This window comes from Rhodopila globiformis, from assembly GCF_002937115.1.
Lineage (GTDB): Bacteria > Pseudomonadota > Alphaproteobacteria > Acetobacterales > Acetobacteraceae > Rhodopila > Rhodopila globiformis.
In genome coordinates, this window is sequence record NZ_NHRY01000258.1 from 1 (window position 1) to 23,146 (window position 23,146).

Here is a 23,146-nt window from a genome sequence, read left to right on the forward strand (position 1 = left end):
CCAATCGCCGCTCGCCGCGGACCTACGACCGCGACCTCTACAAGGCGCGCCATCTGATCGAAAATTTCTTCGCCAGGCTCAAGCAGTTCCGTGCCATCGCAACCCGCTATGACAAGACTGCCCGCAACTTCCTCGCCGCGGTCCACCTCGCCGCCGCCGTCGTTTGGCTTAATTGACGACACGCCCTAATGCCGCGCAGTTCGGCCTGCTGATGCTGGGATGCGCAATCGTCGCGTGGCGGCACCGGGACCTGATGCGCAGCGCGGCATGGCCGTCCCTGATGATCGCGGTGGTGCTTCCGGCCTGTCTGCTGCTGGGCTGGAGCAGCTACACAGCCAGCCAGATACCGGGCGGCGAGTACCACATCATGCCGCTGGCGGCGTGGCGATGGAGCCTGCTGCCGCAGATCTTGCACAGTATTTTCCGCATCATGGTCGCGAAGACCGGCCTGTTCGCGCTGATCGTCTTCATAGGCATCCGCGCCGTGCTGGCTTTGTGCGCCCGGGACACCCTGGCGCCGTCGGCCCGTGGAGTCGCGATAGTCGCGGCCGTCGTTTCGGCCGGGATGATCGGCTTCCTGACCTTCACCTATCTTGCGGCCAGTTTCTCGGCTGAAGAAGCCGTGGCCGCGGCCTCGTTCTGGCGCTACCTGGGGGAGGCCGGCCCGGCCGTCATGGTCGCCGTGCTCGCGGTCCTGCCGCTGGGATGGCTGAAGCGGATGCCGCCCAGGCCGACCGCCGCGGTCCTGCTGGGCGTGACGCTGATGCTGGCGCTGGCGACCGTCAGGCTGTATCGGACGGACCTTACGTCTCCTGTGCCGTGGTTGCATGCGGTGGCACGGTCGGTCGATGTGCAGGTGCCACCCTCCGCCTCGCTGACGCTGCTCGACATGACCGGCGACGGATTTCCCGTGCTGATTCAGAACTACGACCTGGCGCTGTCGGCCCGCGCCCCTGGCCTGCCGCCCCGGACAGTAAGCAGGCAAGCCGATGTCACGGGCATATCGGGTGCGAAAGCCGCACAGCTCCGTTTCGACGACGCCGACTACGTATGGCTTTCCGAAGGGAATGCGGACGCGACATCCTTGTTCGGCACGGCGCTGCACCGGAAGTGCAGCTACCTGCTGCGGCACGAGGCCAGGCGCTTCAACACCGTGGCACGCTGGCCCATCGGCTACACCTGGTCGCTGGGAGATGGACGGCTTGGCTAGAGCAATATCGGCCTGACTGGAAATCGCGGAGCGATTTCAGGCCGATGAAATTGCTCGTGAAATTATGAGCTGGAGCGTTTCCAGTCAGGCTGAAAACGCTCTAGCCGCAAGGCTGTGACTGAACCGCTGCCGGGCTGCGGAGCGCGGGTCCCTGCCGGGCACTGCTTGTAACGCAAGCGTGGAACAGTTAGGAGCACGTCAGGCCGATTCGCGCAGCTCGCCCCCACCTCCCGTGGCAGACCACTTCGGATGGCAGCCGATGACCGTGAGGGAGGCGTAAAGCCGGAAGGCGGCTCCGTGCCGCCGGCCTCGGCCGATGGCTCGAGGTCCTGAGTCCCTGCTGTAGCAAGGCTCGGCCGATCCGGACCTGCCCGTCCAAGGGCGTCATGCAATGGGGGGTCTTATGCCGGACGACATAGGGGCGCTTTCCCGCCTGTTCACCTGGTTCGTTGACAGCCCCTTGATGGTGGTCGTGCTGTTCGCCGTGGCGATCGCCACCGCGACACTGCTGCTGCGACGCCTGCCGCCAATCCGTCGTGTCCTGGCCGCGGTTGAATCAGGCCGCCACACCAGTATCGACGGATTGCGCGGCTTCCTGGGAATCGGTGTCTTCATCCACCACACCGTGATCACCTGGTTCTACCTGCACGGCCACGGCTGGACGCTGCCGCCGTCGCGCCTTGTCGTGCATCTCGGCCAGACCAGCGTGGCGCTGTTCTTCATGATCACGGCATTCCTGTTCTGGAGCCGCGTGCTGTCGCGGGGAAGCGGCCTCAACTGGGCGGAGTTCTTCATCTCCAGGCTTTGCCGGCTGTATCCGGCCTACCTGGTCATGCTGGCGCTGCTCGTCGCCGTGGCGTGGGGGTTCGCGTCGCAGCAGCAGCAGGCGAACGGCAACTTCTGGCCGTCGCTGGCAAGCTGGCTGGTGTTCACCATGTTCGGCACGCTGAATCTGAACGGCCTGCCAGACACCGGGGAGGCTGTCGCCTGGGTGACCTGGAGCTTGCCATACGAATGGCTGTTCTACCTGGTCCTGCCGGCACTGGCCTTCGTGGCCGGGCGCGCGCGCAAGCCCGTCGCCGCGGCGGCTTCGGCGGCGGCGGTCATCGCACTCTTCCTGTCGTTCTATTGGTTCGGCGTGCTTGACCCGTTCAACCCGAAGATCCTGCTGTCCTTCCTCGGCGGCATCGCCGCCGCGCACTGGGTGCGCAACCAGGCGCTGAAGGACATCGGAAACCGGCGCAGCGCCGGATACGTTGCGATTGCCGCCCTACTCACCGTCGTCCTGTTCATGCCAACTGCCTATGCCTGGAAGTCCACATTGGGCCTGACGGTGTTCTTCGTGGTCATCGCGTCAGGACACGACCTGTGGGGCCTGCTTCGCCGGCCCGGGTTGCTGTGGCTTGGGGATATCAGCTACTCGATCTACCTGCTGCACGGCGCCCTGCTCTGGACCGTGTTCCGGCACGTGCTGCCGCACACTCTTGCCAGCAGCGCACCGGTCTATATCGGCGTGAGCCTGGTCAACGCCATCGTGCTGGTCCTGGTCGCCTCGATCGTGTTCCTGGCGGTGGAACGGCCGGCTATCCTGGCGGGCAAGCGCTGGCAACAGCGCCTGGGCCGTTCCGCCGTCCCGGTCGGGGCCAGCCCGTGACAGCCGCCGGAGGTCGCCTACTTCACCGTCTGGATGACCTCGAACCCCTCGAACTCCGGATGTCCGGCATACAGCGGCTTGTTGTTGCCGGCGTCGCGGTGCGCCATGCGGAAGGCCTCGGACTTCGTCCACGCCTGGAACGCCGCCCGGTCCTTCCAGATCGAGTGCGACGAATACAGCACATGATCCTCCTTCGCCGGCCCGCGCAGCAGGTGGAACGACATGAAGCCCGGCACGCCGCGCAGGAATGTATCGCGTGAGGTCCAGACCTCCTCGAATGCGGCTTCGGCGCCGGGCAGGACCTTGAAGCGATTCATCGCAATGAACATGGGCCGGTTCCTCGTTGTTCGGTATCAGGAAGCTGGGGTCGCTTCATGCTATCACAAGCCGACTGACTCGAAAGACCGCCGCCTCGAAGGAACCCAATGGCCGCATCGTCGCTGCATCTTATCCGTTCCCGGCGCCTCTGGCCGCTGACGCTGGCGCAGTCCTGTGGCGCGCTGAACGACAACCTGGTGAAGAACGCCATGATCGTGCTGGCGATCTTCCGCCTGGGCATCGGCGGCACCGGCCTGTCGGCCCTGGCGGGGGCGCTGTTCATCGCGCCGTACATCCTACTGTCCGCCACCGCCGGGAAGCTGGCCGACCGGTTCGCCAAGCCGCGGCTGGTGGTGGTCTATAAAGTGGCCGAGGTGCTGCTGACGGCCGCCGCCGCCGGCGCCTTCCTGTTCGCCAGCGTCCCCGCCCTGCTCGCCGTCCTGGTCGGCCTGGGTGTCCAGGCGGCGCTGTTCGGGCCGGTGAAGTACGGCGTGCTGCCGGAATACCTGGCCGAGGACGAACTGCTCGCCGGCAACGGCATCATCGAGGCCACGACCTTCCTGTCCATCGTCTGCGGCACGGTCGCGGGCGGCGGGCTGATCCTGCTCGGCCCCGGCCCGGCCGTCGTCGGCGTCACCGGCGTGGGCCTGGCGCTGCTCGGCCTGCTCGGCGCGCTGCGCATGCCGGATGCGCCGCCAGCGGACCCGGCGCTCGACCTGGGCCTGAACCTGGCCGCCGAGACCTGGCGCGTGGTCCGGGCGGCCGCCGCGATCCGGCCGATATGGCTGTCGGTGCTGGCGCTGTCCTGGTTCTGGACCATGGGCGCCACACTGCTGACCGAGTTCCCGATCGTCGCCCGCGACACCATGCATGCCGAGGGCAGCGTGCTGACCCTGTTGCTGGCGGTGTTCGCCATCGGCGTCGGCGTCGGCTCCATCGGCTGCGCGCGGCTGCTGCACGGGCAGGTTTCCGCCCGGCTGACGCCGTTCGCCGCGCTGGGGATCTCGCTGTTCTGCCTGGATTTCGCCTGGGCCGCGACCGCCGCGCACGGGCTGACGACCGCCGGAGCGGTGCTGGCCGCGCCGGCCGGATGGCGCATGCTGCTCGACCTGACCCTGCTGGCGATGTGCGGCGGTGTCTATTCCGTGCCGCTCTACGCCATCATCCAGGAGGCGGCGGCGCCGGCGCAGCGCTCGCGCATGATCGCCGCCAACAACATCATGAACGCGCTGTTCATGGTCGCCGGGTCCGCCGCCGCGGCGGCCCTGGCCGCGGCAGGACTGGACGCGCCCGCGGTGCTGCGCGTGGCGGCGGCGGTCAACCTGGCGGCGGCCGGATGGATCTTCGCGGCGCTGCGGAACCGGGGCTTCAGCCTACCCGCCAAACCGCTCGCGCCCGAACCCAAGTAAGTCACCGATGGCGTCGATGCTGATGTCGGCCGGACGGTGGCGGCGAACTTCCTCGCGATCCAGCGCATAGTGTCCCTGGCGCGGGAACACCGTGGTGACGCGCTCGCCCCAGCTTTGCTTCAGGGACTCCAGGATGCGCAGCTTGTCGTCGATCATGACGTAGCGGCGGGCCGGGTACAGGCGCTCGACGTCGTCCAGCACCTGCTCCTTATGGATATAGATCAGGACATGGTCGTCGAACGCCTGCCACAGGCCGGACCGCTCGACCTTGCGCGGCTGGAACACCGCGTCGCCGTCCGACAGGATCACCGGCAAGCCCCAGGCGGCCACATGCCGCACCGCCTCCAACGCCCGCGGATACAGCCGATCGGCGAACGGGTAGTCGGCCAGCCAGTTGGCGATGCGCAGCACCTTGGGATTGTGCAGGAACTCCAGGCGGTAGCGCTGCAGCGCCCCCAGGTAATCGGCATAGCCGAGTTCGCGGCGAAGGTCCTCGAACAGCTTCCAGTAGCAGTCGTGGGCTTCCTGGCCGTATTCGGCCGTCAGGTGCGCGCCCAGGTCGTGCTGGACATGGTCGTTGTCCAGCAAGGTGTTGTCGACGTCGAACAGAAAGACGATGTCGTGCATACCCCAGTTAAAGCGAACCGGGCGGCCGTGGCCTCATCACACTATCGAGGCACTGCTCGATCCGGTCCGCATTTTCCCATACGAGACCGACACAAATGACGGTGACGCGGGCGCGGAACTCCGGCGGCAGGCGCACTGCGTCCTTGGGCGTTGTCACCAGCCTCGCGTCCAGCGCCGCCGCCGCACGTTCCAGTGCCGCGAGGTCGCCTGCCGTGTAGGGATGATGGTCCGGGAACGGCCGGGCCGCCGTGACCACGGCGCCGGCCTGCCGCAGGGGGGCGAAGAATTTGTCCGGGATGGCGATGCCGGCAAACGCCAGGACCCGCTGCCCGGCCAGGACGCCAATCGCCGTATCCTGCCGCAGATCGGCCCGCAGCACCGGCAGGTGGGGCGGCAGCCGGGCCAGTGCGCCGGTGGCGTCGGCGCCGATGAGCACCACCGCCTGGCAGCGGGCAGCCGCGGCGGCAATTGGCTCGCGCAGCGGCCCCGCCGGCAGCACCCGGCCGTTGCCGAAGCCGGTGCGGCCGTCAATCACCAGGATCGAGAAGGTTTTCGCCAGGGTCGGGTTCTGCAGCCCGTCATCCATCAGCAGCACCTGCGCGCCCGCCGCCACCGCTTCCCGGGCGCTTGCCGCCCTGTCGGCGCCAATCCAGGTCGGGGCGGCCGCGGCCAACAACAGAGCCTCATCGCCGACGCGGGCGGCCGGATCATCCGCCGCCACGCGATGCACGCCGCGCGAATCCCCACCATAGCCGCGCAGCAGCACATGCACGGTATGGCCGCGATCGGCCAGGCGGCGGGCGAGGTCCAGCACCAGCGTCGTCTTGCCGGCGCCACCGACGGTGACGTTGCCGCAGCAGATCACCGGCACCGGCGCCTGCCACCCGGGCCGCGCCACCCGGCGCGCGGTCATGGCCGCGCCGACGGAAGACAGCGGCGACAGCAGCCGGGCCAGCAGACCATCGCGTGACCAGAAGGCGGGCGCGCCGGGCATCGTTCAGGCCAGGGGCACGTGCGACGGCAGCAGCGACAGCAACGTCTCCGCCGTCTGTTTCGGCAGTTCGGCGTGGCGGCGCGCCGAGGCGGCGGCCCGTTCGCCAAGCTGCCTGCGCAGCGCCGGGTTGTCCAGCATGCCGGCGACAAAGCCCGCCAGGCCGTCGGCATCCGCGACCTCCACCAGCCCGCCGGCCTGCCGCAGCAGGGCGACGTGCGCCGTGAAGTTGCCGGTATGGGGACCAACCGCGATGGCGCAGCCCAGCCGCGCCGGTTCCAGCAGATTCTGGCCGCCGCCCGGCGCGATCAGGCTGCGGCCGACGAACGCGATGGGCGCGACGCGGTACCACAAGCCCAACTCACCCATCGTGTCGGCAATCCAGATGCCCTGGTGCGGCAGTCCGTCGCCGGCGCTCCGGCGCGGCGCGTTCAGCTCGGCCGCCAGCGCGGCGCCGCGGTCCGGATGGCGCGGCGCGATGATGGTCAGCAACCCCGGATGCGTCGCGGCGACCCGCGTGTGAACGGCGGCAACGAGCACCTCCTCCCCCGGATGGGTGCTGGCCGCCAGCCACACCGGCCGATCGGCCAGCTCGATGGTAAGGCGGGCGAGCTCCTGCGGATCCGCGGGCAGGTCCGGGGCGGCGAATTTCAGGTCGCCCGGCGCCTCGACGCTCCGGGCGCCGAGGAGCCGCAGCCGCCCGGCATCCTGTTCCCCGCGCGCCTGGATGCGGTCGAAGGCGCCCAGCAGGTGGCGGGCCAGGCCGGGGAACCGGCGCCAGCGGGTGAAGCTGTGGTCGGACATGCGGGCGTTCACCAGCATCAGCGGGATGCGGCGCGCCCGGCAGGCGGCAAGCTGGTTCGGCCACAGCTCACTTTCCACGAAGCACGCCACGTCCGGCCGCCAGTGCGACAGGAAGCGATCGACCCAGACGGGGACATCGAGCGGCGCGAAGCGGTGCAGCACATGGCCGTCCAGCCCCAGCTCCGGAAGGCGCTGCGCCAGCAGGGCCTGTGAGGTCGCGGTGCCGGTGCTCAGCAGCACGGTCGCCCGGCCGCGCAGCGCCGCCAGCACCGGCAGGATGGACATCGTCTCGCCGACGCTGGCGGCGTGCATCCAGATCAGCGGGCCGGGCGGCCGCGGCGTCGGATCGATGCCGCGGCGTTCGGGGAGGCGGGCCGCGACCTCAAGCCCCCTGGCGGCGCGGCGGCTCAGGTTCAGCCGCAGGGCCGGAGCCAACAGCGTCGCGGCGACCGCCCAGCCGGCGCGGACGGCGCCGATCATGCCGGACACAGCGCATCCGCCTGGTCCGCAACCTGGTTGAGCGCCGCGGTGATGGCAGGGACGGCGGCCTGCCAGTCGTCGCGGCTGACGAAAATCGCCGGACCGCAGACGAGGACGCCGCGGCCGAACGGCAGCGGCAGCGCCATCCGGTCCCAGGTGCGGAGCTGGATGCGCCGGCTGGTGCGGGCGGCGCAGGGCAGCACCGGCACGCCCGCCAGGGCCGCGAGCTGGGCGACGCCGGGGGCAGCCTGGCGGCGCGGTCCGCGCGGCCCATCCGGCGTGATGCCGATCTGGCCGCCCCTGGCGAGTGCCAAGGCCAGGCTGCGGAGCCCGGCCGCGCCGCCGCGGGACGTGGAGCCGAAGATTGGCTCGATGCCGAAGCGCCGCACCACCGTGCCGATGAACCGCCCGTCCCGGTGGTGGCTGACCAGGGTGTAGATCGGAGTCGGGCGATACAGCGGCAGGGTGCGGGCGATCAGCACCAGCTTCGAAATCAGCGGCAGGAATTCGTGCCAGAAGGCGAACACGGCCGGCGTGCCGGCGCCGTAGTGGTCAAAATGCTCCCGGCCATGCACCGTCCAGCGCGTCGTGCGCAGGGCGATCGCAAGGTACAAGCCAAGGACTCTCGCCAGCAGGGCCTGGACCTGTGACGTGCGCAGCAGGGACTTCATTAGCCCGCGGGTAGCACGCAGGGGGATGTTGCGGAAGTGTGGTGACGAGGAATTCCCAAGCGGAAATCTCGTTTGTCATGAATTCAGCGGATGTCCGCCCGGCCCGGCGCGATGCTACGCCAGGGCGCGTCCGGCAAGCCGTTCCAGCACGCGCAGGGGCGATTGCTCGGGATCCAGCATCGATTGCACCGGCACATGGAAGGTCTGCTCCAGCATCATGTGTCCCGACAGCGCGGCGTGCGATACCTGATCGGTGAAGCATAGCCAGGTCGATCCGGGCGAAAACGTCCGGGCGGTGTAGGATGCCTGCCGCTGGTAGTCGGCATCGAGCTTCATCCGGTCGTGCAGGGCCAGCATCATCTGGTCATAAGCGGATTGCACGCCCTTGGTCAGGCCCAGAAGCGCATACAGCCGGGCGCGCAGCGGGGCCGGAGACGGCAGCGCCGGCAGGAAACCCGCCGCAACGCTCTCGAAGGGTTCGCCGATGCGCCACGCACGGGCGGCGCTCGCCTGCGGCAGGACCGTGAACAGCCGCAGGATGCGGGCGCCGCCGATCGGCCGGGAAGGGAAGGCGTCCACGTGCAGCCGGCGGTCGTCATGCCGGGGCGAATAGGCCCGGCCGGCGATTTCGGCCGGCCGGAAGCTCGTCCGGCCGGCCCAGAGCGTATCGGCATAGGGAATCAGCAGCCCACGCAGCATCGATTCGGCCGACCGGGCGAAGCGGGCCAGCATGGCGGCCAGAAGCGCGGGATGTTCGGCCGAACCGCTGACGCGACCGGAGGCCGGGTCGAAGCTGATGTTCTTCCGGCTGTTGTCCAGCAGGGCCGGCGACAGCAGGACGGCTTCCTCGGGCAAGGTTGTGAACGCAAGACCGGTCAGGCAGACGACCCGGCCGGCTTCCAGCGCGGCAACCGCATGGCGGCCGAGGTCAGGGTCAAAGGGACCATTCCAATCTGCAATCGGCAGTGAAACAACGATGTCGCCCGACATGGTTCGCTCGCATGTGATTCCGGTGGTTGACCAGGCTGGCCAATCCGGAAGCATGGAGATCCCGGCGCTAGGCGGCTTGATAAATGTCACTTGGCCGGTATTCGACTGATGAAGTGCTTGCGACCTCTACCGGGTCGGGGAGAGAATGCCGAGACAAGGCATTGCGAGCGCTCCCGGCCGGATCGGCGTTCGCCAGGGGCAATTTGCATGTCCGGATAGGGACTCTGGCGGGGCAGGGTGTTCGCCTCCCTCGCCCGGGCCGGGACACGCCCAGCCATGGCGGGACGGTATAGCAGACCGCAGGTAAGTTGGGACGTAGAGGCGGCCCGTCTTCTTCGTCATGGCCCGGCGCGTCCGGGCCACCTGTTCCAGCACGCGTGCCGCGACACGTGGCCCGGACGCGCCGGGCCATGATGAGGAGGGGGCGCCGTCGCCCTGTCTCAACCGACCTGCGGGTTTGCTGTAGTCTTATCCTGGTACCGTCGCAGCGTTCAGCCCATCAGCGGCACCAGATGCGACAGGAACGTCTCGGCACAAGCTCGCCACGAATACCGCTCGGCATGCACCCGGCAGGCCCGCCGATCGGCGGTCAGGGCATCGAGGGCGGCGGCCCGCAGGTCGGCATTGACCGAGCCGATCTTGCCCTCGGCGTCGGCCAGCACGTCCTTCGGCCCGGTTACCGGAAAGGCGGCGACAGGCGTGCCACAGGCCAGCGACTCCAGCAGCACCAGGCCGAACGTGTCGGTCAGGCTGGGGAAGACGAAGACGTCGGCCCCGGCATAGGCGCGCGCCAGCGGCTCGCCGTGGCGCGGGCCGGTAAACGTGACGTTCGGATACTCCCGCCGCAGCGAGGACAGCTGCGGGCCGCCGCCGACGACAACCTTCGAGCCGGGCAGGTCGAGGTCGAGGAAGGCGCCGATGTTCTTCTCCACCGCCACCCGGCCGACATAGATGAAGATCGGCCGCGGCAGGTCCCACTCCTCGCGCGGGAACGGCTTGAACAGGTCCAGGTCCACGCCGCGCGACCAGGACCGGATGTTCTGGAACCCCCGCGAGGCCAGCTCATCGCGCAGCGACTGCGTCGCGACCATGGTACCCTGGCTCGCGCCGTGGAAGCGCCGCATCCAGGCATAGATCGGCCGCACCGGCAGCCGGGTGCGGGCGTTGATGTATTCGGCAAACCGCGTGTGGAACGCCGTGGTGAAGGCAAAGCCGGTGCGCTTCGCCCAGCTTCGCGCCGCCAGGCCGAGCGGGCCCTCGGTCGCGATGTGCAGCGCGTCCGGCCTGAAATCCTCGATCATCCGCACCAGCCGCCGCCGCGGCAGCAGCGACAGTGCGATGTCCGGATAGGTCGGGCACGGCATGGTGCGGAACCGGTCGGGACCGATGATCTCGACGACATGGCCCATTGCCCGCAGCTCGTCCGCCACCGTGGTCAGGGTACGGACGACGCCGTTGACCTGGGGCTTCCAGGCGTCGGTGACAATCAGGATGCGGTGGGAGGGTGCTGGCGGCAGCACGTCGATGACGCCCGCGAGGTCCACAAGGGGAAGAGAGTCAGGCAGTTGCGGCAACCTTGTTCAAGCGCGGCTGGAAGAAGGAGAGCCGGTTGAGCGCCGCCCAGTCGATCAGCTCCAGGCGGCCGTCGTGGTGCTCCACCAGCGCGGTGCAGCTTTCCACCCAGTCGCCGTCGTTCAGGTAGAGGATGCCCTGGACCTCGCGCATTTCGGCGTGATGGATGTGGCCGCAGACCACGCCGTCGAAGCCGCGGCGGCGGGCTTCCGCGGCCAGGGCGACCTCGAACCGGTCGATCGCCTTGACCGCTTCCTTTACCTGGCGCTTCAGCCAGGCTGACAGCGACCAGTAGGGATAGCCGAGGCGAAGACGGACCACGTTGAACCAGCGGTTGAAGCTCAGCGCCACGGTGTAGGCCCAGTCGCCGAGCAGGGCCAGGAACCTGGCATAGCGCACGACATTGTCGAACTCGTCGCCATGCATCACCAGCAGGCGCTTGCCGTCGGCGGTGGTGTGCTCGGAGTCGCGGCTCATTTTGATGCCGCAGATTTCCAGCCCGAACGGCAGCCAGGTGCGGAACATCTCGTCGTGGTTGCCGGGGATGTAGGTCACGTTGGTGCCGGAACGGGCGAGGCGCACGATCTGCTTCAGCACGTCGTCGTGGCTCTTGTCCCAGTACCAGGACTTGCGCAGCCGCCAGCCGTCGATGATGTCGCCGACAAGAAACAAATGCTGGCAGCTCGACCTGCGCAGGAAATCCGCCAGGAACTCACTGCGGCAGCCACGGGTACCCAGGTGCGTATCGGAAATAAAAATCGCTCGATACGCGGGTGGCAAACTGATCTGCGACATGGCGTTCATTCGAAGGTGCCCATTCCCGCGCTATCATTTCCGGCTCAGCACATATGCTTCGACTCCTGCCATCCGCACGTGAAGGTTTAATGACGCGAGTGTTCTTTACCGCAATACATGAATGTAACTTGAATGTCATAGCACTGCCACGACAACAACATGACGGCGTGCCATGCGGTAGTCTTTTCACCGCTCGTTTATTGGCGGATTCCACCGGTTCACTGCACCTTCCCCGCACCACACCTGGCACCGGCGTCGAGGATGATCGTTATATTCAACCCGGCCGCCGGCCGCCGGCGGGCGTACCTGCTCTGGCGCGTCCTCGACGTGCTGGCCGCCAACGGCGTGCGGCTCGACATTGCCGAGACGCATCGCGCCGGCCATGCCGAGGCGCTGGCGCGCGAGGCGGCGCGGCGCGGTGAGCCGATGGTGGTGGCCGCCGGCGGCGACGGGACGATCGCCGAGGTGGCGAACGGGTTGATGGGAACCACTGCCCGGCTTGGCGTCATTCCGCTGGGCACCGCCAACGTGCTGGCGCATGAGCTTGGCCTGCCGTTTGCCCCCCGGTCGGTCGCCGCCGCGCTGGCCTTCGGCCGCACCTGCACCCTGTGGCCCGGCCAGGCCAATGGCGCCGACGGGACCCGGCTGTTCGTGCAGATGCTGGGCGTCGGCTTCGATGCCCAGGTGGTGCACAACCTGCCGTTCACGCTGAAGAAGGTGCTCGGCAAGGGCGCCTATGTGCTGCAATCGCTGCGGGAGATGCCGCGCTACCCTTTTCCGTCGATCCGCATGCGGATCGATGACATCGAGACCGAGGCCGCGAGCGTCATCATCAGCAAGGGCCGGCTGTACGGCGGCAGCTTTCATGTCGCTGCGGATGCGGTGCCCGGCGAGCCCGGGTTCTCCGTCGTGCTGTTCGAGCATGCCGGCCCGGCCGCCGCGATGATGTATGGCGCCGCGCTGCCGCTCAACCTGCTTGGGCGGGCGCCGGGGGTGCGGCACGTGCGGGCGTGCCAGATCGAATTCCTGCAGAACGTTGCCGTGCCGGCACAGGCGGATGGCGATCGTGCGGGATACGCGCCGCTGTCCGTCTGCGATGCGCCGGCGCCGATCCAGGTGGTGGTGGGGTAGAACGATCCCGTGCCAGGTGGGCATGCGCGATCATGTTGCACAGGTAAATTCAGCGGTAAGAGATCGCTTCGCCGCGCCGCCAGCCTGATACGACTCCAGCCGGCATCCAGGTGCCGTACAGCGATTCCGGCACCGTCATGATAGCGACTGGCAGGCCCTCGCCCCGGCATTGAACAGCCGGCGGCGGGTGGCCGGCCCAACCAAGGGAGCTGCCCCCATGGACCACCACCACCCGCACAGCCCCATCACCCCGCTGCCGGCGCACCGCCGGGTGGGACTCGCGCTGGGCAGCGGATCGGCGCGCGGGCTCGCCCATATCGGCGTCCTGGGCGCGCTGGAGGAAGCCGGCATAGCCGTGGACGCGATCGCCGGCTCCAGCATCGGCGCGCTGATCGGCGCGATCCATGCCGCCGGGCGGCTGGACGGGTTGAAGGCGTTCTTCCGCTCGCTCGACTGGCTCGGCATGATGCGCTTCGTCGACGTGGTGCTGCCGAAGTCCGGCCTGATCGACGGCGCCCGCATCAGCGCCCTGGTGCGCGAACACGTTGCCGCCCGGAGCATCGAGGCACTGCCAACGCCGTTCGCCGCGGTGGCAACCGACCTGGGCAGCGGCGAGCGGGTCGTGCTGCGCAGTGGCGACGTCATCGATGCGGTGCGCGCCAGCATCTCCGTCCCGGGCATTTTCACGCCGGTGCGCTACGGCAGCCGCATCCTGGTCGATGGTGGCGTCGTCGATCCGGTGCCGGTTGCGGCAGCGCGGGCACTAGGACCGGCGTTCGTGATCGCAGTGGACCTCAACCATGGCGTCGTCGCGCACCGGGCCGCACCGCGACGGCCGGCCCACAAGACGGCGGCTGCCAGTTCCGCCATCGCCGCCTGGGCGCGCAGTATCCGCCAGGCGACGGTGGACCTGCCGGCCAGGCCGAGGAACAGCGAGACGCCGGCGACCGCGCAGCTTGCCCGCTGGTCGGGGGCGGAGGGACCGCTGCCGAACATCTTCGACGTCCTGCTTACCTCCATCAACGTCATGGAAACCCGCATTACCGAGAGCCAGTTGGCCATCGATCCTCCGGACCTGCTGATCCGCCCGCCGCTGGCGCACATCGGCCTGCTCGACTTCGCCCGCGCCGAGGAGATCGTCGAGATCGGCTACGAGGCGGCACGTGGCCAGGTCGCCGCGGTACGGTAGGCAGGGGAGCGGTCCAGCGGCTGCGCGCAGGCTGCGGAACGTTGCCTTGATCCGCGCCTTCATCACCGCGTTGCAGGCGCGGTGCGTCACGTCATGTTGCTCGGTGGCGATACCCGCGTGCCGGCTTTTTCCGGTCGCGTGCCCTACCAGATAACCGGCCTCGGATGACGTCCGGGCAGAGGAGGACGATCATGAGGACACTGCATCGCGCTATCGGCGGCCGGACGGCTGCCGCCATGCTCCGTATGGTTGCCTTGGCCTTCGCCGCCGCGATCCTGGCATGCTCAGGGGCAATGCCGGCACGCGCGCACGGTGGCGGCGGCCATGCGGGGGGTGCCGCCGGTTATGGCGCCGGTCCGGGATGGGCCGGGGCCGCGACAGCCGGCGGGGCGTGGAAAAGCGGGTACGGGAAGACGCATCAGCAAAATGGACATGCCACGCGACGGCAAGGACTCGAGGCGAAATAACCGATCTGCCGGAGCGCGCACCGGCGGCCCCTCCGCGTCAGGGTGGGCGCAGGTCCTTGGGCGTTAAAATAGCGGCAGTCGTTGCTTTCTCGTCATGCCGGGCGCAGGCCCGGCATCCACGCCTGGCGGTGCTGAAGCCAAGGAAAGGCGTGGATGGCGGCCCCTGCGGCCGCCATGACGACAGACCGCCTGTGCCCCTATGTTAACGCCTGTAGGGCGGAGACCCAGCGAACGAGGTGCGCTACAGCAGACCGCAGGTTAGTTGGGACGCAGACGGCCTGTCTTCATCGTCATGGCCCGGCTTGTCCGGGCCACCTATTCCAGCACGTGTGCCGCGACAGGTGGCCCGGACAAGCCGGGCCATGACGCGTGAGGTGCGCCGTCGCCGTGTCTCAACCAACCTGCGGTCTGCTGTAGCGGTCAGAACTGCTTCAGCAGGCGGTCGATATAATCAAGTTCCTGCCGGGGCCGCTGCTGATCCGCTTCGCGGCGGCGCAGTTCCTGTTGGATCGCCTGGGTGCGCTGCCGCTCCCGCTCCTCCGGCACCGTCACGTCGGCGTTGTCGGAAGCCAGTCCCTGGTTGTAGCGCCCGAGCGGATCACGACCGCCCTGATCGGCACGGTCCGGCGAGCCGGGCTGCGGTCCTGCACCCTGGCCGTCGCCATTCTGATCGTCCGGCATCATCATGCCCATGGTGCCTTCGGACCCGTCCTCGCCTTCTTCGCCCTCGCCGGACTGCGAGCCCTGCTGCTTCGCCATGGCCTGGGCCATTTCCCGGCCGCCCTTCTGCAAAGCGGCGATGGCCTGCTGCTGCGACTGCTGCGCGCCCTGGTCGTTCCCCTGGTTCAGCTGCGACTGCGCCTGGCGCATTGCCTGGTCGGCTTCACCCAGTCCCTGCGACGCTTCGCCGGTCTGGTCGCTGAACTCCTGCATCAGCTCGCCCAGGGCGCGGCGCAGCGCCTTCTGCACGCGACTGTCGGCCTCCCGCTGTGCCGCCGGGTCGCCCGGCTGCGGCGCGGCGGGGTTCTGCTCGGCCCGCTGCTGCGCGTGATCGAGCAACTTGCCCTCGCGGCCGATCATGTCCTGCACGGCGCTCTGCTGGCGACGGCCCTTCTGCCGCCGGCCGTTGGCCTGCCTGTGGCCGCCCTGGGTGCGGGCGTTGCGCAACTGGTCCAGCATCTTCTCGAGCTGCGCCATCTCCTGCTGCGCGTCGGCCATGCGGCCTTCCTTCGCCGCCTGCTCGGCCTGCTGCGCCAGCCGCTCCATATCGCGGTTGGACAGTTGCATCGCCTTGGGATCGAACGGCATCACGTCATTGTTGCGCTGGGCTTCCTGCATCAGGGCGCGCATGTGGCGCTCGATCGCCTGGCGCAGTTCCTCCAGCCGCTTGGCCAGTTCCTTGCGGTTGGCATCCGTCGGCTGCTGCTGCGCCTTGTTCATCGCATCGCGCGCGGCCTGCCTGGCCTCTTCCAGTTCGCGGGCACTCTGCTCCGTCTGGCCTTCCTCCATGTGCAGGGCCAGTTCCCACATCATGCCCTGTGCCTCGGGCACCGCCGAGGCGGCATTGTTGCGCACCAGCTCGTAGTAGATCGCGCTGAGATTGAGGAAGGCGCCGATGTCGCCGTGGAACGCATCCGGCTCCTGCATCAGCCCGTCCAGCGCCGCCAGCGCCTCGGTGCGATCGTCCGGGTGCTGGCTGAGACTCTTGCGCGCCGCGATCAGCAACTGCGCGATCGGGTTGTGGAACGGACGCTCGCCCAGTTCGAACGTCGCGTCGGCGCTGGTGCCGATCTGGCCGGGTCCGTCACGCGCGACCAGGTGGCCGACCACCGGCAGGCCGGCCCAGGGATTCGCGGTCAGGTCCGGCTGGCTGACGCCGTGCGCTTTCTTCGGCGAGCCGCCCGGCAGCGGGATCGGCACCACCAGCGGCGGCGCGTCCGGCCGGTCGCGCAGCCGCAGCTCGGCCTGGAGCGTGCTGACGCCGTAATCATCCGAGACCTGCCAGGGCAGGCGGGTCTGCTGCCCCGACCGCGTGCGGCCGGGCCGGCTGCCCCACGATACTTCCGGCGGCTGGTCCGCCACCACCGTCAGGTTCCAGGCTGCTAGCCTGCTGCCGCCACGGGTGACGACCAGCTTGCCACCCCGGGTCAGGTCCCACTCGGTCTGGAAGCTGTTGTGGTCCAGCGCGTTGAACGGTTCCGAGCGGTCGTTCAACGTCAGGGTGGGCGTCAGGCTGCCGCCGGAGACGTTGATCGTCAGCCGCGAGCCGGCGGGCACCGACACGGCGCCACTCTCGGCCTTGAGGAAAATCGGCGCCACGCGGGTATAGGCCGGCGGCGTGATCCAGGCCTGCAGCTCGGTCGCCGGGACGCCCGGCGCCATCGGCATCGACGGCACGACCGCCGCATAAAGACGCGCCGGCGCATCGAAATTGGCAATGACCAGGGCGGCCAGCACCGACAGCAGCAGGCCATAGCGCAGGGCGCGCGGATCGCGGCGGGCGAGCCCCGGGCGCGGCAGCCCGACATGCAACTGGCCGATCTGCGCCAGGGCACGGGTGGCATGGGCCTTCCAGAGGGCGAGGCCGACGGGGTCGGTGACGGCGGGCGTGTCCGTCAGCACCGACAGCGGCCGGTGCATCAGGCCGGACTGCCCCTCCAGCCGCCGATCGGCGGCGCGGTCGTCGGGGACGGTGATGCCGCGCAGGCCGCGGACCAGCAGGCCGAGGAAGACAACCAGGAACAGCGCCAGCACGATCAGGTGCAGCCAGCCCGGCAGCAGCGGCGGCAGGCCGAGCAGCGCAAGGCACAGGAACACGCCGGCAACGGCGGCGGGCGGCCACAGCGCGGGCCAGAGCACCTCGAACAGCAGGGCCGCGCGGGCCAGAAACCGGCGGCCAGCGAGGCGCCGGAGCAGGGGCGCCGGATCGGTCATGCGGGCAGTCGCTCCCTTTCCCACAGTGCTTCCATCGGCTGCCGGTCGCGGATCACCGACCAGCGCGCGTCGTCCACCCAGGCCTCGGCCGCCAGCGGCCGGGCATTGTAGGTCGAGCTCATCACGACACCATACGCACCGGCATCCAGAATCGCCACGTGCGCGTTCGGCGCCAAGGGTGGCAGCCGCCGGCTTCGCGCGAACGTGTCTCCGCTTTCACAGACCGGACCGACGACCGTAACCGGGCCCACAGGCGTGACGGCATCGACCGGCGACAGCGGGACGATGCCGTGCCAGGCGTCGTACATCGCCGGCCGCACCAGATCGTTCATTGCCGCGTCCAGCACGACGAACGGCTCATGCCGGGTCTGCTTGACCAGCACGACCGAGGCCAGCAGCACGCCGGCGGGGCCGACGAGCCAGCGTCCCGGCTCCATGATCAGGCGGACGTCGAGCCCGCCGAACGCGCCCTTCATGGCGGCGGCGAGGCCGGCGGGGGAGGATGTCGGTTCGTTGCGGTAGCCGATGCCGAGGCCGCCGCCGCAATCGACCGTGCCGACGCGCAGGCCGTGTTCCCGCAGCGCCTCGACCAGGGCGGCAATGCGGGCGAAGGCGTCGCGGTAGGGCGCGAGGTCCAGGATCTGGCTGCCGATATGCGTCGCCAGGCCAACCGGCTCGACGCCCGGCAGGGACGCGGCGCGGGCGTACAACGCGACGGCGTCGGCGTAGGGGATGCCGAACTTGTCGGTGGCGCGGCCGGTGGCGATCTTGTCGTTGGTGCCGGCATCGACATCCGGATTCACCCGCAGGGCAACGCGGGCGGTGTGGCCGAGGGCGCCGGCGAGGGCAGAGAGCATCTCCAGTTCCTCGGTGCTTTCGACGTTGATCTGGCCGATGTCCTCGGACAGCGCGAGGCGCATCTCCTGCTCCGACTTGCCGACGCCGGAATAGACGATGGCGCTGGCGGGGATGCCGGCGCGGCGGGCTTTCAGCAGTTCGCCGCCGCTGACGACGTCGGCGCCGGCGCCCTCGGCCGCGAACTGGGCCAGGACGGCGCGGCTGTCGTTGGCCTTGACCGCGTAGTGCACCTGCATGTCGAGACCGGCCTCGGCCATCGCGGTGGCCAGAGCGCGATAGCGGCACCGCATGGTGGCGGCGGAATAGACCCAGGTCGGGGTGCCGACGACGTCGGCGATGGCGGCGAGCGGGACGCCGTCCAGCAGCAGGCCAGCCTGCGCGTCATGCTTCAGCCAGGGGCGGGCGGTGATCAGCTCCTGGATGGAGGGATCGGTCGCGGGGTCGTTCGGAGAGGACGGAGCAGCCATCGGGACAGCCTAACGCGGATAGGGAACGGCAGGAAAGGAAAGTCGCCAGTGCCGAAGCTGAAAGTTGGCCTGCTTGGCGGCATCGGGCGGAAGTCCTTCCGAAAGCGCGGTTTTCTACAAAGTCGGCCGGACGATGTCGATCACAACCGGCGCGCTGTCGGGCCGCACCTGACGCATGCGATTGCCGCGGGCGACGGCCCATTGGCCTGGCCACATAAGGCCGTGATCCGGAAGCCGCGACGGAACGGATCATGGACCAGGGCTTTCTTGCGTGACAGTCATGGCCAGATCTGTGCCGCGCTGTCGCGGACAGGCCTGACGCATGGCGCCGGCCCAGCGAGGACCCATGCCGACTGCAAAGCGACCAAGCCTTGTTGTCCTGATGACCGCCATTGTTGTCGTCCTGATCGGGCTCTGCCTGGCTGCCGGAGGCGGCTGGCTGATCGCCCTGGGCGGCTCGCCCTACTACATCTGCACCGGCATTGCGCTGATTCTGACCGGTATTCTGCTGTTTCGTGCGCGGGCCGCTGCGCTGTGGGTGTATACGGTGATCCTGCTCGGCACCCTGCTGTGGGCGATCTGGGAAGCCGGCGTGGACTTCTGGCCGCTGGTGCCGCGCGGGGACGTGCTGGTGCTGATTGGCATCTGGCTGTTGACGCCGTGGGTCAGCCGCAGGCTGTATGGCGGCTCGCTGGCGCCGCGCATGGCCCTGCTGGGCACGCTGATCCTGTCATTCGCGGTGCTGGGCGCGTCGCTGGCCCGCTCGCCGCATGACAAGGACGGCACCCTGGCCATGACCAACGCGCCGGCGGGCGGGACGGAGCCTTTGGCCTCGCAGCCGAAGGGCGACTGGCAGGCGTATGGCGGCTCGGGCTTCGGCGACCGGTATGCGCCGCTCGATCAGATCACCCCGGCGAATGTCGGCCGGCTGAAGGTCGCCTGGACGTTCCGCACCGGCGACATGCGCGGCCCGAACGATCCGGTTGAAACCACCATGGAGGTGACGCCGATCAAGGCGAACCACATGGTCTACCTGTGCTCGCCGCACCAGATCGTGTTCGCGCTGGATGCCGGCACCGGGACGCTGAAGTGGAAGTTCGATCCGCATGTCCAGGACAGCCCGGCCTTCCAGCACCTGACATGCCGCGGGGTTTCCTATCATGAAACGAAGCCCGGCGCGGTGACCGCCTCCGGCCAGCCGGCGCCGCAGGATTGCCCGCGGCGCATTTTCCTGGGCACCAACACCGGCGGCCTGTACGCGCTGAACGCCGATACCGGCGCGCCGTGCGAGAGCTTCGGGACACACGGGCGGGTCGATCTGAATGTCAACATGCCCTATGCCGAGCCGGGCTTCTACGAGGTCACATCGCCGCCCGTGGCGGCCGAGAAGATTTTGATCGTCGGCGGCTCGGTGATCGACAACTGGTCGACGAAGGAGCCATCGGGGGTGATCCGCGGCTACGACGTCTATACCGGCGCGCTGGTCTGGGCGTGGGATGCCGGCAACCCGAACCACAACGAGATCCCGAAGGAAGGACAAACCTATACGCCGGCGTCGCCGAATTCCTGGTCCGTTTCATCGGCCGACGAGAAGCTCGGACTGGTCTACGTGCCGCTTGGCGAGCCGGACCCCGACGAGTGGGGCGGCGACCGCTCGGCGCAGCAGGAGCAGTTCGACAGTTCCCTGGTCGCGCTCGAGATCGCCACCGGCAAGCTGCGGTGGATGTTCCAGAACGTGCATCATGACCTGTGGGACATGGATTTTCCCTCGCAGCCGAGCCTGGTCGACGTCAACACGGCGCAGGGCATGGTGCCGGCCGTCTATATCCCGGCCAAGACGGGCAATATCTTCGTGCTCGACCGCCGCGACGGCAAGCTGATCGTGCCGGCGCCGGAAAAGCCGGTGCCGCAGGGGGCGGCGCCGGGTGATCATTTGTCGCCGACGCAACCATTTTCCGAGCTGAGCTTCCGTCCGCGCGCGCCGCTGGACGGCGCCATGATGTGGGGCACGACGCCGTTCGACCAGTTGGCCTGCCGCATCGAATTCCACCGGCTGCGTTACCAGGGCCCGTTCACGCCGCCCTCGACGCAGGGAACGCTGGTCTATCCCGGCAACCTGGGCATGTTCGAATGGGGCGGCGTGGCGGTCGATCCGGTGCGGCAGATTATTGTTGCCAATCCGATGTCGGTGCCGTTCGTATCGACGTTGATCCCGCGGGGCCGGAAGAATCCCTCAATCCCACCGGCGTCGATGAAGCCCGGGCAGGAGGAGGGCACGCAGCCGATGTTCGGCACGCCGTTCGGCGTGACGCTGAACGCCTTCATGTCGCCCATCGGCGTTCCGTGCATGCAGCCGCCCTGGGGTTTCATCGCCGGGCTGGACCTGAAGACCAACAAGATCGTCTGGCAGCATCCGGTCGGCACGACCCGCGACAGCTCGCCGCTGCCGGTGGCGATGAGGATCGGCATGCCGATGCTGGGCGGGCCGATGGTGACCGCGGGCGGCGTGGCGTTCCTGACCTCGACTGCCGATTACTTCATCCGTGCGTTCGATGTCGGGTCCGGGCGGCAGCTTTGGGAGGATCGACTTCCGGCCGGTGGGCAGTCCACGCCGATGACGTATTCCGAAGGCGGACGGCAGTTTGTCGTGACTGCCGATGGCGGCCATGGCTCGTTCGGCACGAAGCTGGGGGACTACATCATTGCCTATGCGCTGCCGCAGGGGAAATGACCGGCAGCGGGCCACTGCCCCTCCGTCATAGCCGGGCGTGTCCCGGCCATGACGGTAGAGAGACGACCGGCGCCGGCGAGACCGTATTTTCATGGTAGCAGTCAGAACTCGATATGTGACCTGAAGCCGAGAACCACGGCGTTCGGGATATTGCCCTGTCCATTGGGCCGGATGACGTACTGGAAGTCCGGCATGAGGCTGACACCTTGGGTGACCTGGATCTGATAGTTGGCCTCGAGGATCACCTCGCCGGTCTGGACACCGGTGGCCCCGTTCGCCAGCGGCAGCCCGTAGAATTCGTCGATCTGCTGCACATCGGTCAGCCGGTCGCTGACCCTTAGAAAGGAAACCATCCCGGCCAGCGTGTCCCTGGGCCGGGCGGACCAGAAGCCGCGATCGATGACGCCGCCGAACACCTCGTCGCCGTACACGAAGGTGGCAGCAGGACTGTCGTGCGCAACGCCGGTCAGCAGGATCAATCCGTCCTTGTCGCCCGGGCCGTTGCGCCGGATCATCTGGTCCGCCAGCGCCCAGAACTGCAGCCGCCCCTGCTGGGATGACTGCCCTGTCCCGCCTGACGCTCCCGCGGTGGCGAACGGACTCCACACCGGGTAGCTCGAGCTGTCGAACCCGAGGCCGAGCTTGTAGTGTCCCGGAAGGCTATCGCTGCCGAACTTCGGCTCCCACGCCACTTCCGCCGGCACCTCCACGCCGGTGTCGCCCGAACCGCTCAAGAGCCAGCCGGAGCGGAACCCGGCGCCGACGCCGTAGAGATTCTGGTTCACCTGATAGATGCCGAACATCAGGTAGGTATCCTGTGTCGGCCGCACGCGGGCGCGGCCGCCCCACGTCGCATCCGGCCAGGCGGTCAGGCCGCCCGGCTGCCCCACCAGAGCCTTCGGGTTGCCGCAAATGTTAAGGTTCATGAAACTGCAGTTCAGCGGCGAGGCGGAAAAGTCGTTGCCGGTCGGCATGCGGCCGACCGCTATGTCGATGGTGTTGTTACGCAACGACAGCTCGCCGTACATGTACACCATGTGCGCGACCACATTGCCGCCGGCACCGTAAATTTCCTGCACCTGCGTCAGGTCGTCGCCGATATTGCTGCTGAGATTCGCGCCATAGCGCCCCACAATGGCGGTGTGGGTGGTGAAGCCTTGCAATCCCGCCAGCTTGTCCCAGTCGATATCCACCTGGAGCCCGACCTGGCCGGCATTGGTCGCTGACTGCTTCAGGCCGCCGGCGACGTTGCCGGCAAATTCGTTGGTGTTGTCGAGCAGGACGTCGATGCCGTACTGGCCGAGATAGGTGCGCAGTCCGCCCCAGTCACCGAACAGGTGCTCCACACCCGGCGTCATCGGCGGCTGCGGAGGCAGCGCCGCCAGGTTCTCGCTGGGCGTGATCTTGGGTGTCGGATTGACCGCCTGGGCAAACGTTGCGGCAGACAGGCAGAGCAGGCCGCCAGTGAGGGTGGCAAACCCAAGAACGAGCGTTCCTGTTCTCATTGTCTTATAAGAACGTTCATGCGGTGCCCGGCGTTGCTGTTGTCATTCGGAAGCGGCACTGTCCTGCTGCCGGTTTCACGGCTGCGGAATGGACGCGCCCGATCAGGCTGTGCCGTGCAGAAGGTTCCACCCAGGACGGCTTGCGGCCAGCCGGCCGCGCAGTTGTCGCCGCCTCGTTGCGATGCGTGGCGTGGGTGCCGACACCGCTGCGCTGGCTTTGCAGGCGGTCGCCGTCGACGTTACGCGGATTCTTGCTCATGGCCCGGTTCCTCCGATTCTTTGTCGTCCGCAAACGTCACAGTCGCTGCCGTGTTGCGTGAGGCAGGATTCGAGAGCAGGTGAT

19 protein-coding genes are annotated in these 23,146 nt (G+C 68.4%); 7 read left to right on the forward strand and 12 right to left on the reverse strand.

Annotated features, from left to right (window positions below):
* The 3 genes from CCS01_RS27435 to CCS01_RS27445 all read left to right on the forward strand — a co-directional run.
* Positions 1-176 (forward strand): transposase (locus tag CCS01_RS27435; RefSeq protein ID WP_146101497.1); only part of this gene is annotated, 176 nt, incomplete at its 5' end.
* The gene (locus CCS01_RS27440; RefSeq protein ID WP_146101995.1) at positions 173-1,210 is read left to right on the forward strand and encodes a hypothetical protein; all 1,038 of its coding nucleotides are present in this window, start codon (positions 173-175) and stop codon (positions 1,208-1,210) included. The genes CCS01_RS27435 and CCS01_RS27440, both read left to right, overlap by 4 nt.
* Before the next feature lie 403 nt (positions 1,211-1,613).
* A complete protein-coding gene (locus CCS01_RS27445) occupies positions 1,614-2,864 on the forward strand; it encodes an acyltransferase family protein (RefSeq protein WP_158258639.1) in 1,251 nt (416 codons plus the stop codon).
* A 17-nt stretch (positions 2,865-2,881) separates the two neighbouring features.
* On the opposite strand, the gene CCS01_RS27450 is transcribed toward CCS01_RS27445, so the two are convergent.
* Positions 2,882-3,193 (reverse strand): antibiotic biosynthesis monooxygenase family protein, encoded by a 312-nt coding sequence (locus CCS01_RS27450; RefSeq protein ID WP_104521958.1) that lies wholly within the window; start codon positions 3,191-3,193, stop codon positions 2,882-2,884.
* Between the two features lie 96 nt (positions 3,194-3,289).
* Here CCS01_RS27450 and CCS01_RS27455 point away from each other — a divergent pair, with 96 nt between their 5' ends.
* Positions 3,290-4,591: an MFS transporter gene (locus CCS01_RS27455; RefSeq protein WP_104521959.1), complete on the forward strand. Its 1,302-nt coding sequence runs from the start codon at positions 3,290-3,292 to the stop codon at positions 4,589-4,591.
* Here the strand turns inward: CCS01_RS27455 and CCS01_RS27460 are convergent.
* The 7 genes from CCS01_RS27460 to CCS01_RS27490 all read right to left on the reverse strand — a co-directional run bounded on the left by CCS01_RS27460 (position 4,556) and on the right by CCS01_RS27490 (position 11,530).
* Entirely contained in the window at positions 4,556-5,218 is a 663-nt protein-coding gene (locus CCS01_RS27460; protein WP_104521960.1) for an HAD family hydrolase, read from the reverse strand. The two genes, CCS01_RS27455 and CCS01_RS27460, sit on opposite strands and share 36 nt — an antisense overlap.
* Before the next feature lie 7 nt (positions 5,219-5,225).
* Complete coding sequence (gene lpxK / locus CCS01_RS27465) at positions 5,226-6,212, reverse strand: tetraacyldisaccharide 4'-kinase (RefSeq protein ID WP_104521961.1); 987 nt, start codon at positions 6,210-6,212, stop codon at positions 5,226-5,228.
* Positions 6,213-6,215: 3 nt separating this feature from the next.
* Positions 6,216-7,493: a 3-deoxy-D-manno-octulosonic acid transferase gene (locus CCS01_RS27470; protein ID WP_104521994.1), complete on the reverse strand. Its 1,278-nt coding sequence runs from the start codon at positions 7,491-7,493 to the stop codon at positions 6,216-6,218.
* Positions 7,490-8,164, reverse strand: a complete 675-nt coding sequence (locus tag CCS01_RS27475; protein ID WP_104521962.1) for a lysophospholipid acyltransferase family protein — start codon at positions 8,162-8,164, stop codon at positions 7,490-7,492. The genes CCS01_RS27470 and CCS01_RS27475 overlap by 4 nt, the downstream gene beginning before the upstream one ends.
* A 114-nt stretch (positions 8,165-8,278) precedes the next feature.
* Complete coding sequence (locus tag CCS01_RS27480) at positions 8,279-9,154, reverse strand: Kdo hydroxylase family protein (protein WP_158258640.1); 876 nt, start codon at positions 9,152-9,154, stop codon at positions 8,279-8,281.
* Positions 9,155-9,645: 491 nt separating this feature from the next.
* On the reverse strand, positions 9,646-10,671 hold the full coding sequence (locus tag CCS01_RS27485) for a glycosyltransferase family 4 protein (protein WP_408887516.1): 1,026 nt from the start codon (positions 10,669-10,671) through the stop codon (positions 9,646-9,648).
* A 40-nt stretch (positions 10,672-10,711) separates the two neighbouring features.
* Positions 10,712-11,530, reverse strand: coding sequence for a UDP-2,3-diacylglucosamine diphosphatase (locus CCS01_RS27490; RefSeq protein ID WP_170114674.1), 819 nt, complete (start codon positions 11,528-11,530; stop codon positions 10,712-10,714).
* 252 nt (positions 11,531-11,782) lie between these two features.
* Between CCS01_RS27490 and CCS01_RS27495 the strand changes: the two genes are divergently transcribed.
* A complete protein-coding gene (locus CCS01_RS27495) occupies positions 11,783-12,652 on the forward strand; it encodes a diacylglycerol/lipid kinase family protein (RefSeq protein WP_104521964.1) in 870 nt (289 codons plus the stop codon).
* Positions 12,653-12,869: 217 nt separating this feature from the next.
* Positions 12,870-13,841, forward strand: coding sequence for a patatin-like phospholipase family protein (locus tag CCS01_RS27500; protein WP_104521965.1), 972 nt, complete (start codon positions 12,870-12,872; stop codon positions 13,839-13,841).
* 887 nt (positions 13,842-14,728) lie between these two features.
* Here CCS01_RS27500 and CCS01_RS27505 read toward each other — a convergent pair.
* Positions 14,729-17,242, reverse strand: coding sequence for a DUF4175 domain-containing protein (locus CCS01_RS27505; RefSeq protein ID WP_104521966.1), 2,514 nt, complete (start codon positions 17,240-17,242; stop codon positions 14,729-14,731).
* Complete coding sequence (gene lysA / locus CCS01_RS27510) at positions 17,239-18,567, reverse strand: diaminopimelate decarboxylase (protein ID WP_104521967.1); 1,329 nt, start codon at positions 18,565-18,567, stop codon at positions 17,239-17,241. Before lysA ends, CCS01_RS27505 begins: the two co-directional genes overlap by 4 nt.
* Positions 18,568-18,913: 346 nt before the next feature.
* Between lysA and CCS01_RS27515 the strand changes: the two genes are divergently transcribed.
* Positions 18,914-21,298, forward strand: a complete 2,385-nt coding sequence (locus CCS01_RS27515; RefSeq protein ID WP_204848450.1) for a glucose/quinate/shikimate family membrane-bound PQQ-dependent dehydrogenase — start codon at positions 18,914-18,916, stop codon at positions 21,296-21,298.
* Positions 21,299-21,399: 101 nt separating this feature from the next.
* On the opposite strand, the gene CCS01_RS27520 is transcribed toward CCS01_RS27515, so the two are convergent.
* Both CCS01_RS27520 and CCS01_RS33260 read right to left on the reverse strand, forming a co-directional pair.
* The gene (locus CCS01_RS27520) at positions 21,400-22,803 is read right to left on the reverse strand and encodes a carbohydrate porin (protein ID WP_104521969.1); all 1,404 of its coding nucleotides are present in this window, start codon (positions 22,801-22,803) and stop codon (positions 21,400-21,402) included.
* 16 nt (positions 22,804-22,819) lie between these two features.
* Complete coding sequence (locus CCS01_RS33260; RefSeq protein WP_146101996.1) at positions 22,820-23,062, reverse strand: hypothetical protein; 243 nt, start codon at positions 23,060-23,062, stop codon at positions 22,820-22,822.
* Positions 23,063-23,146: the final 84 nt, after the last annotated feature.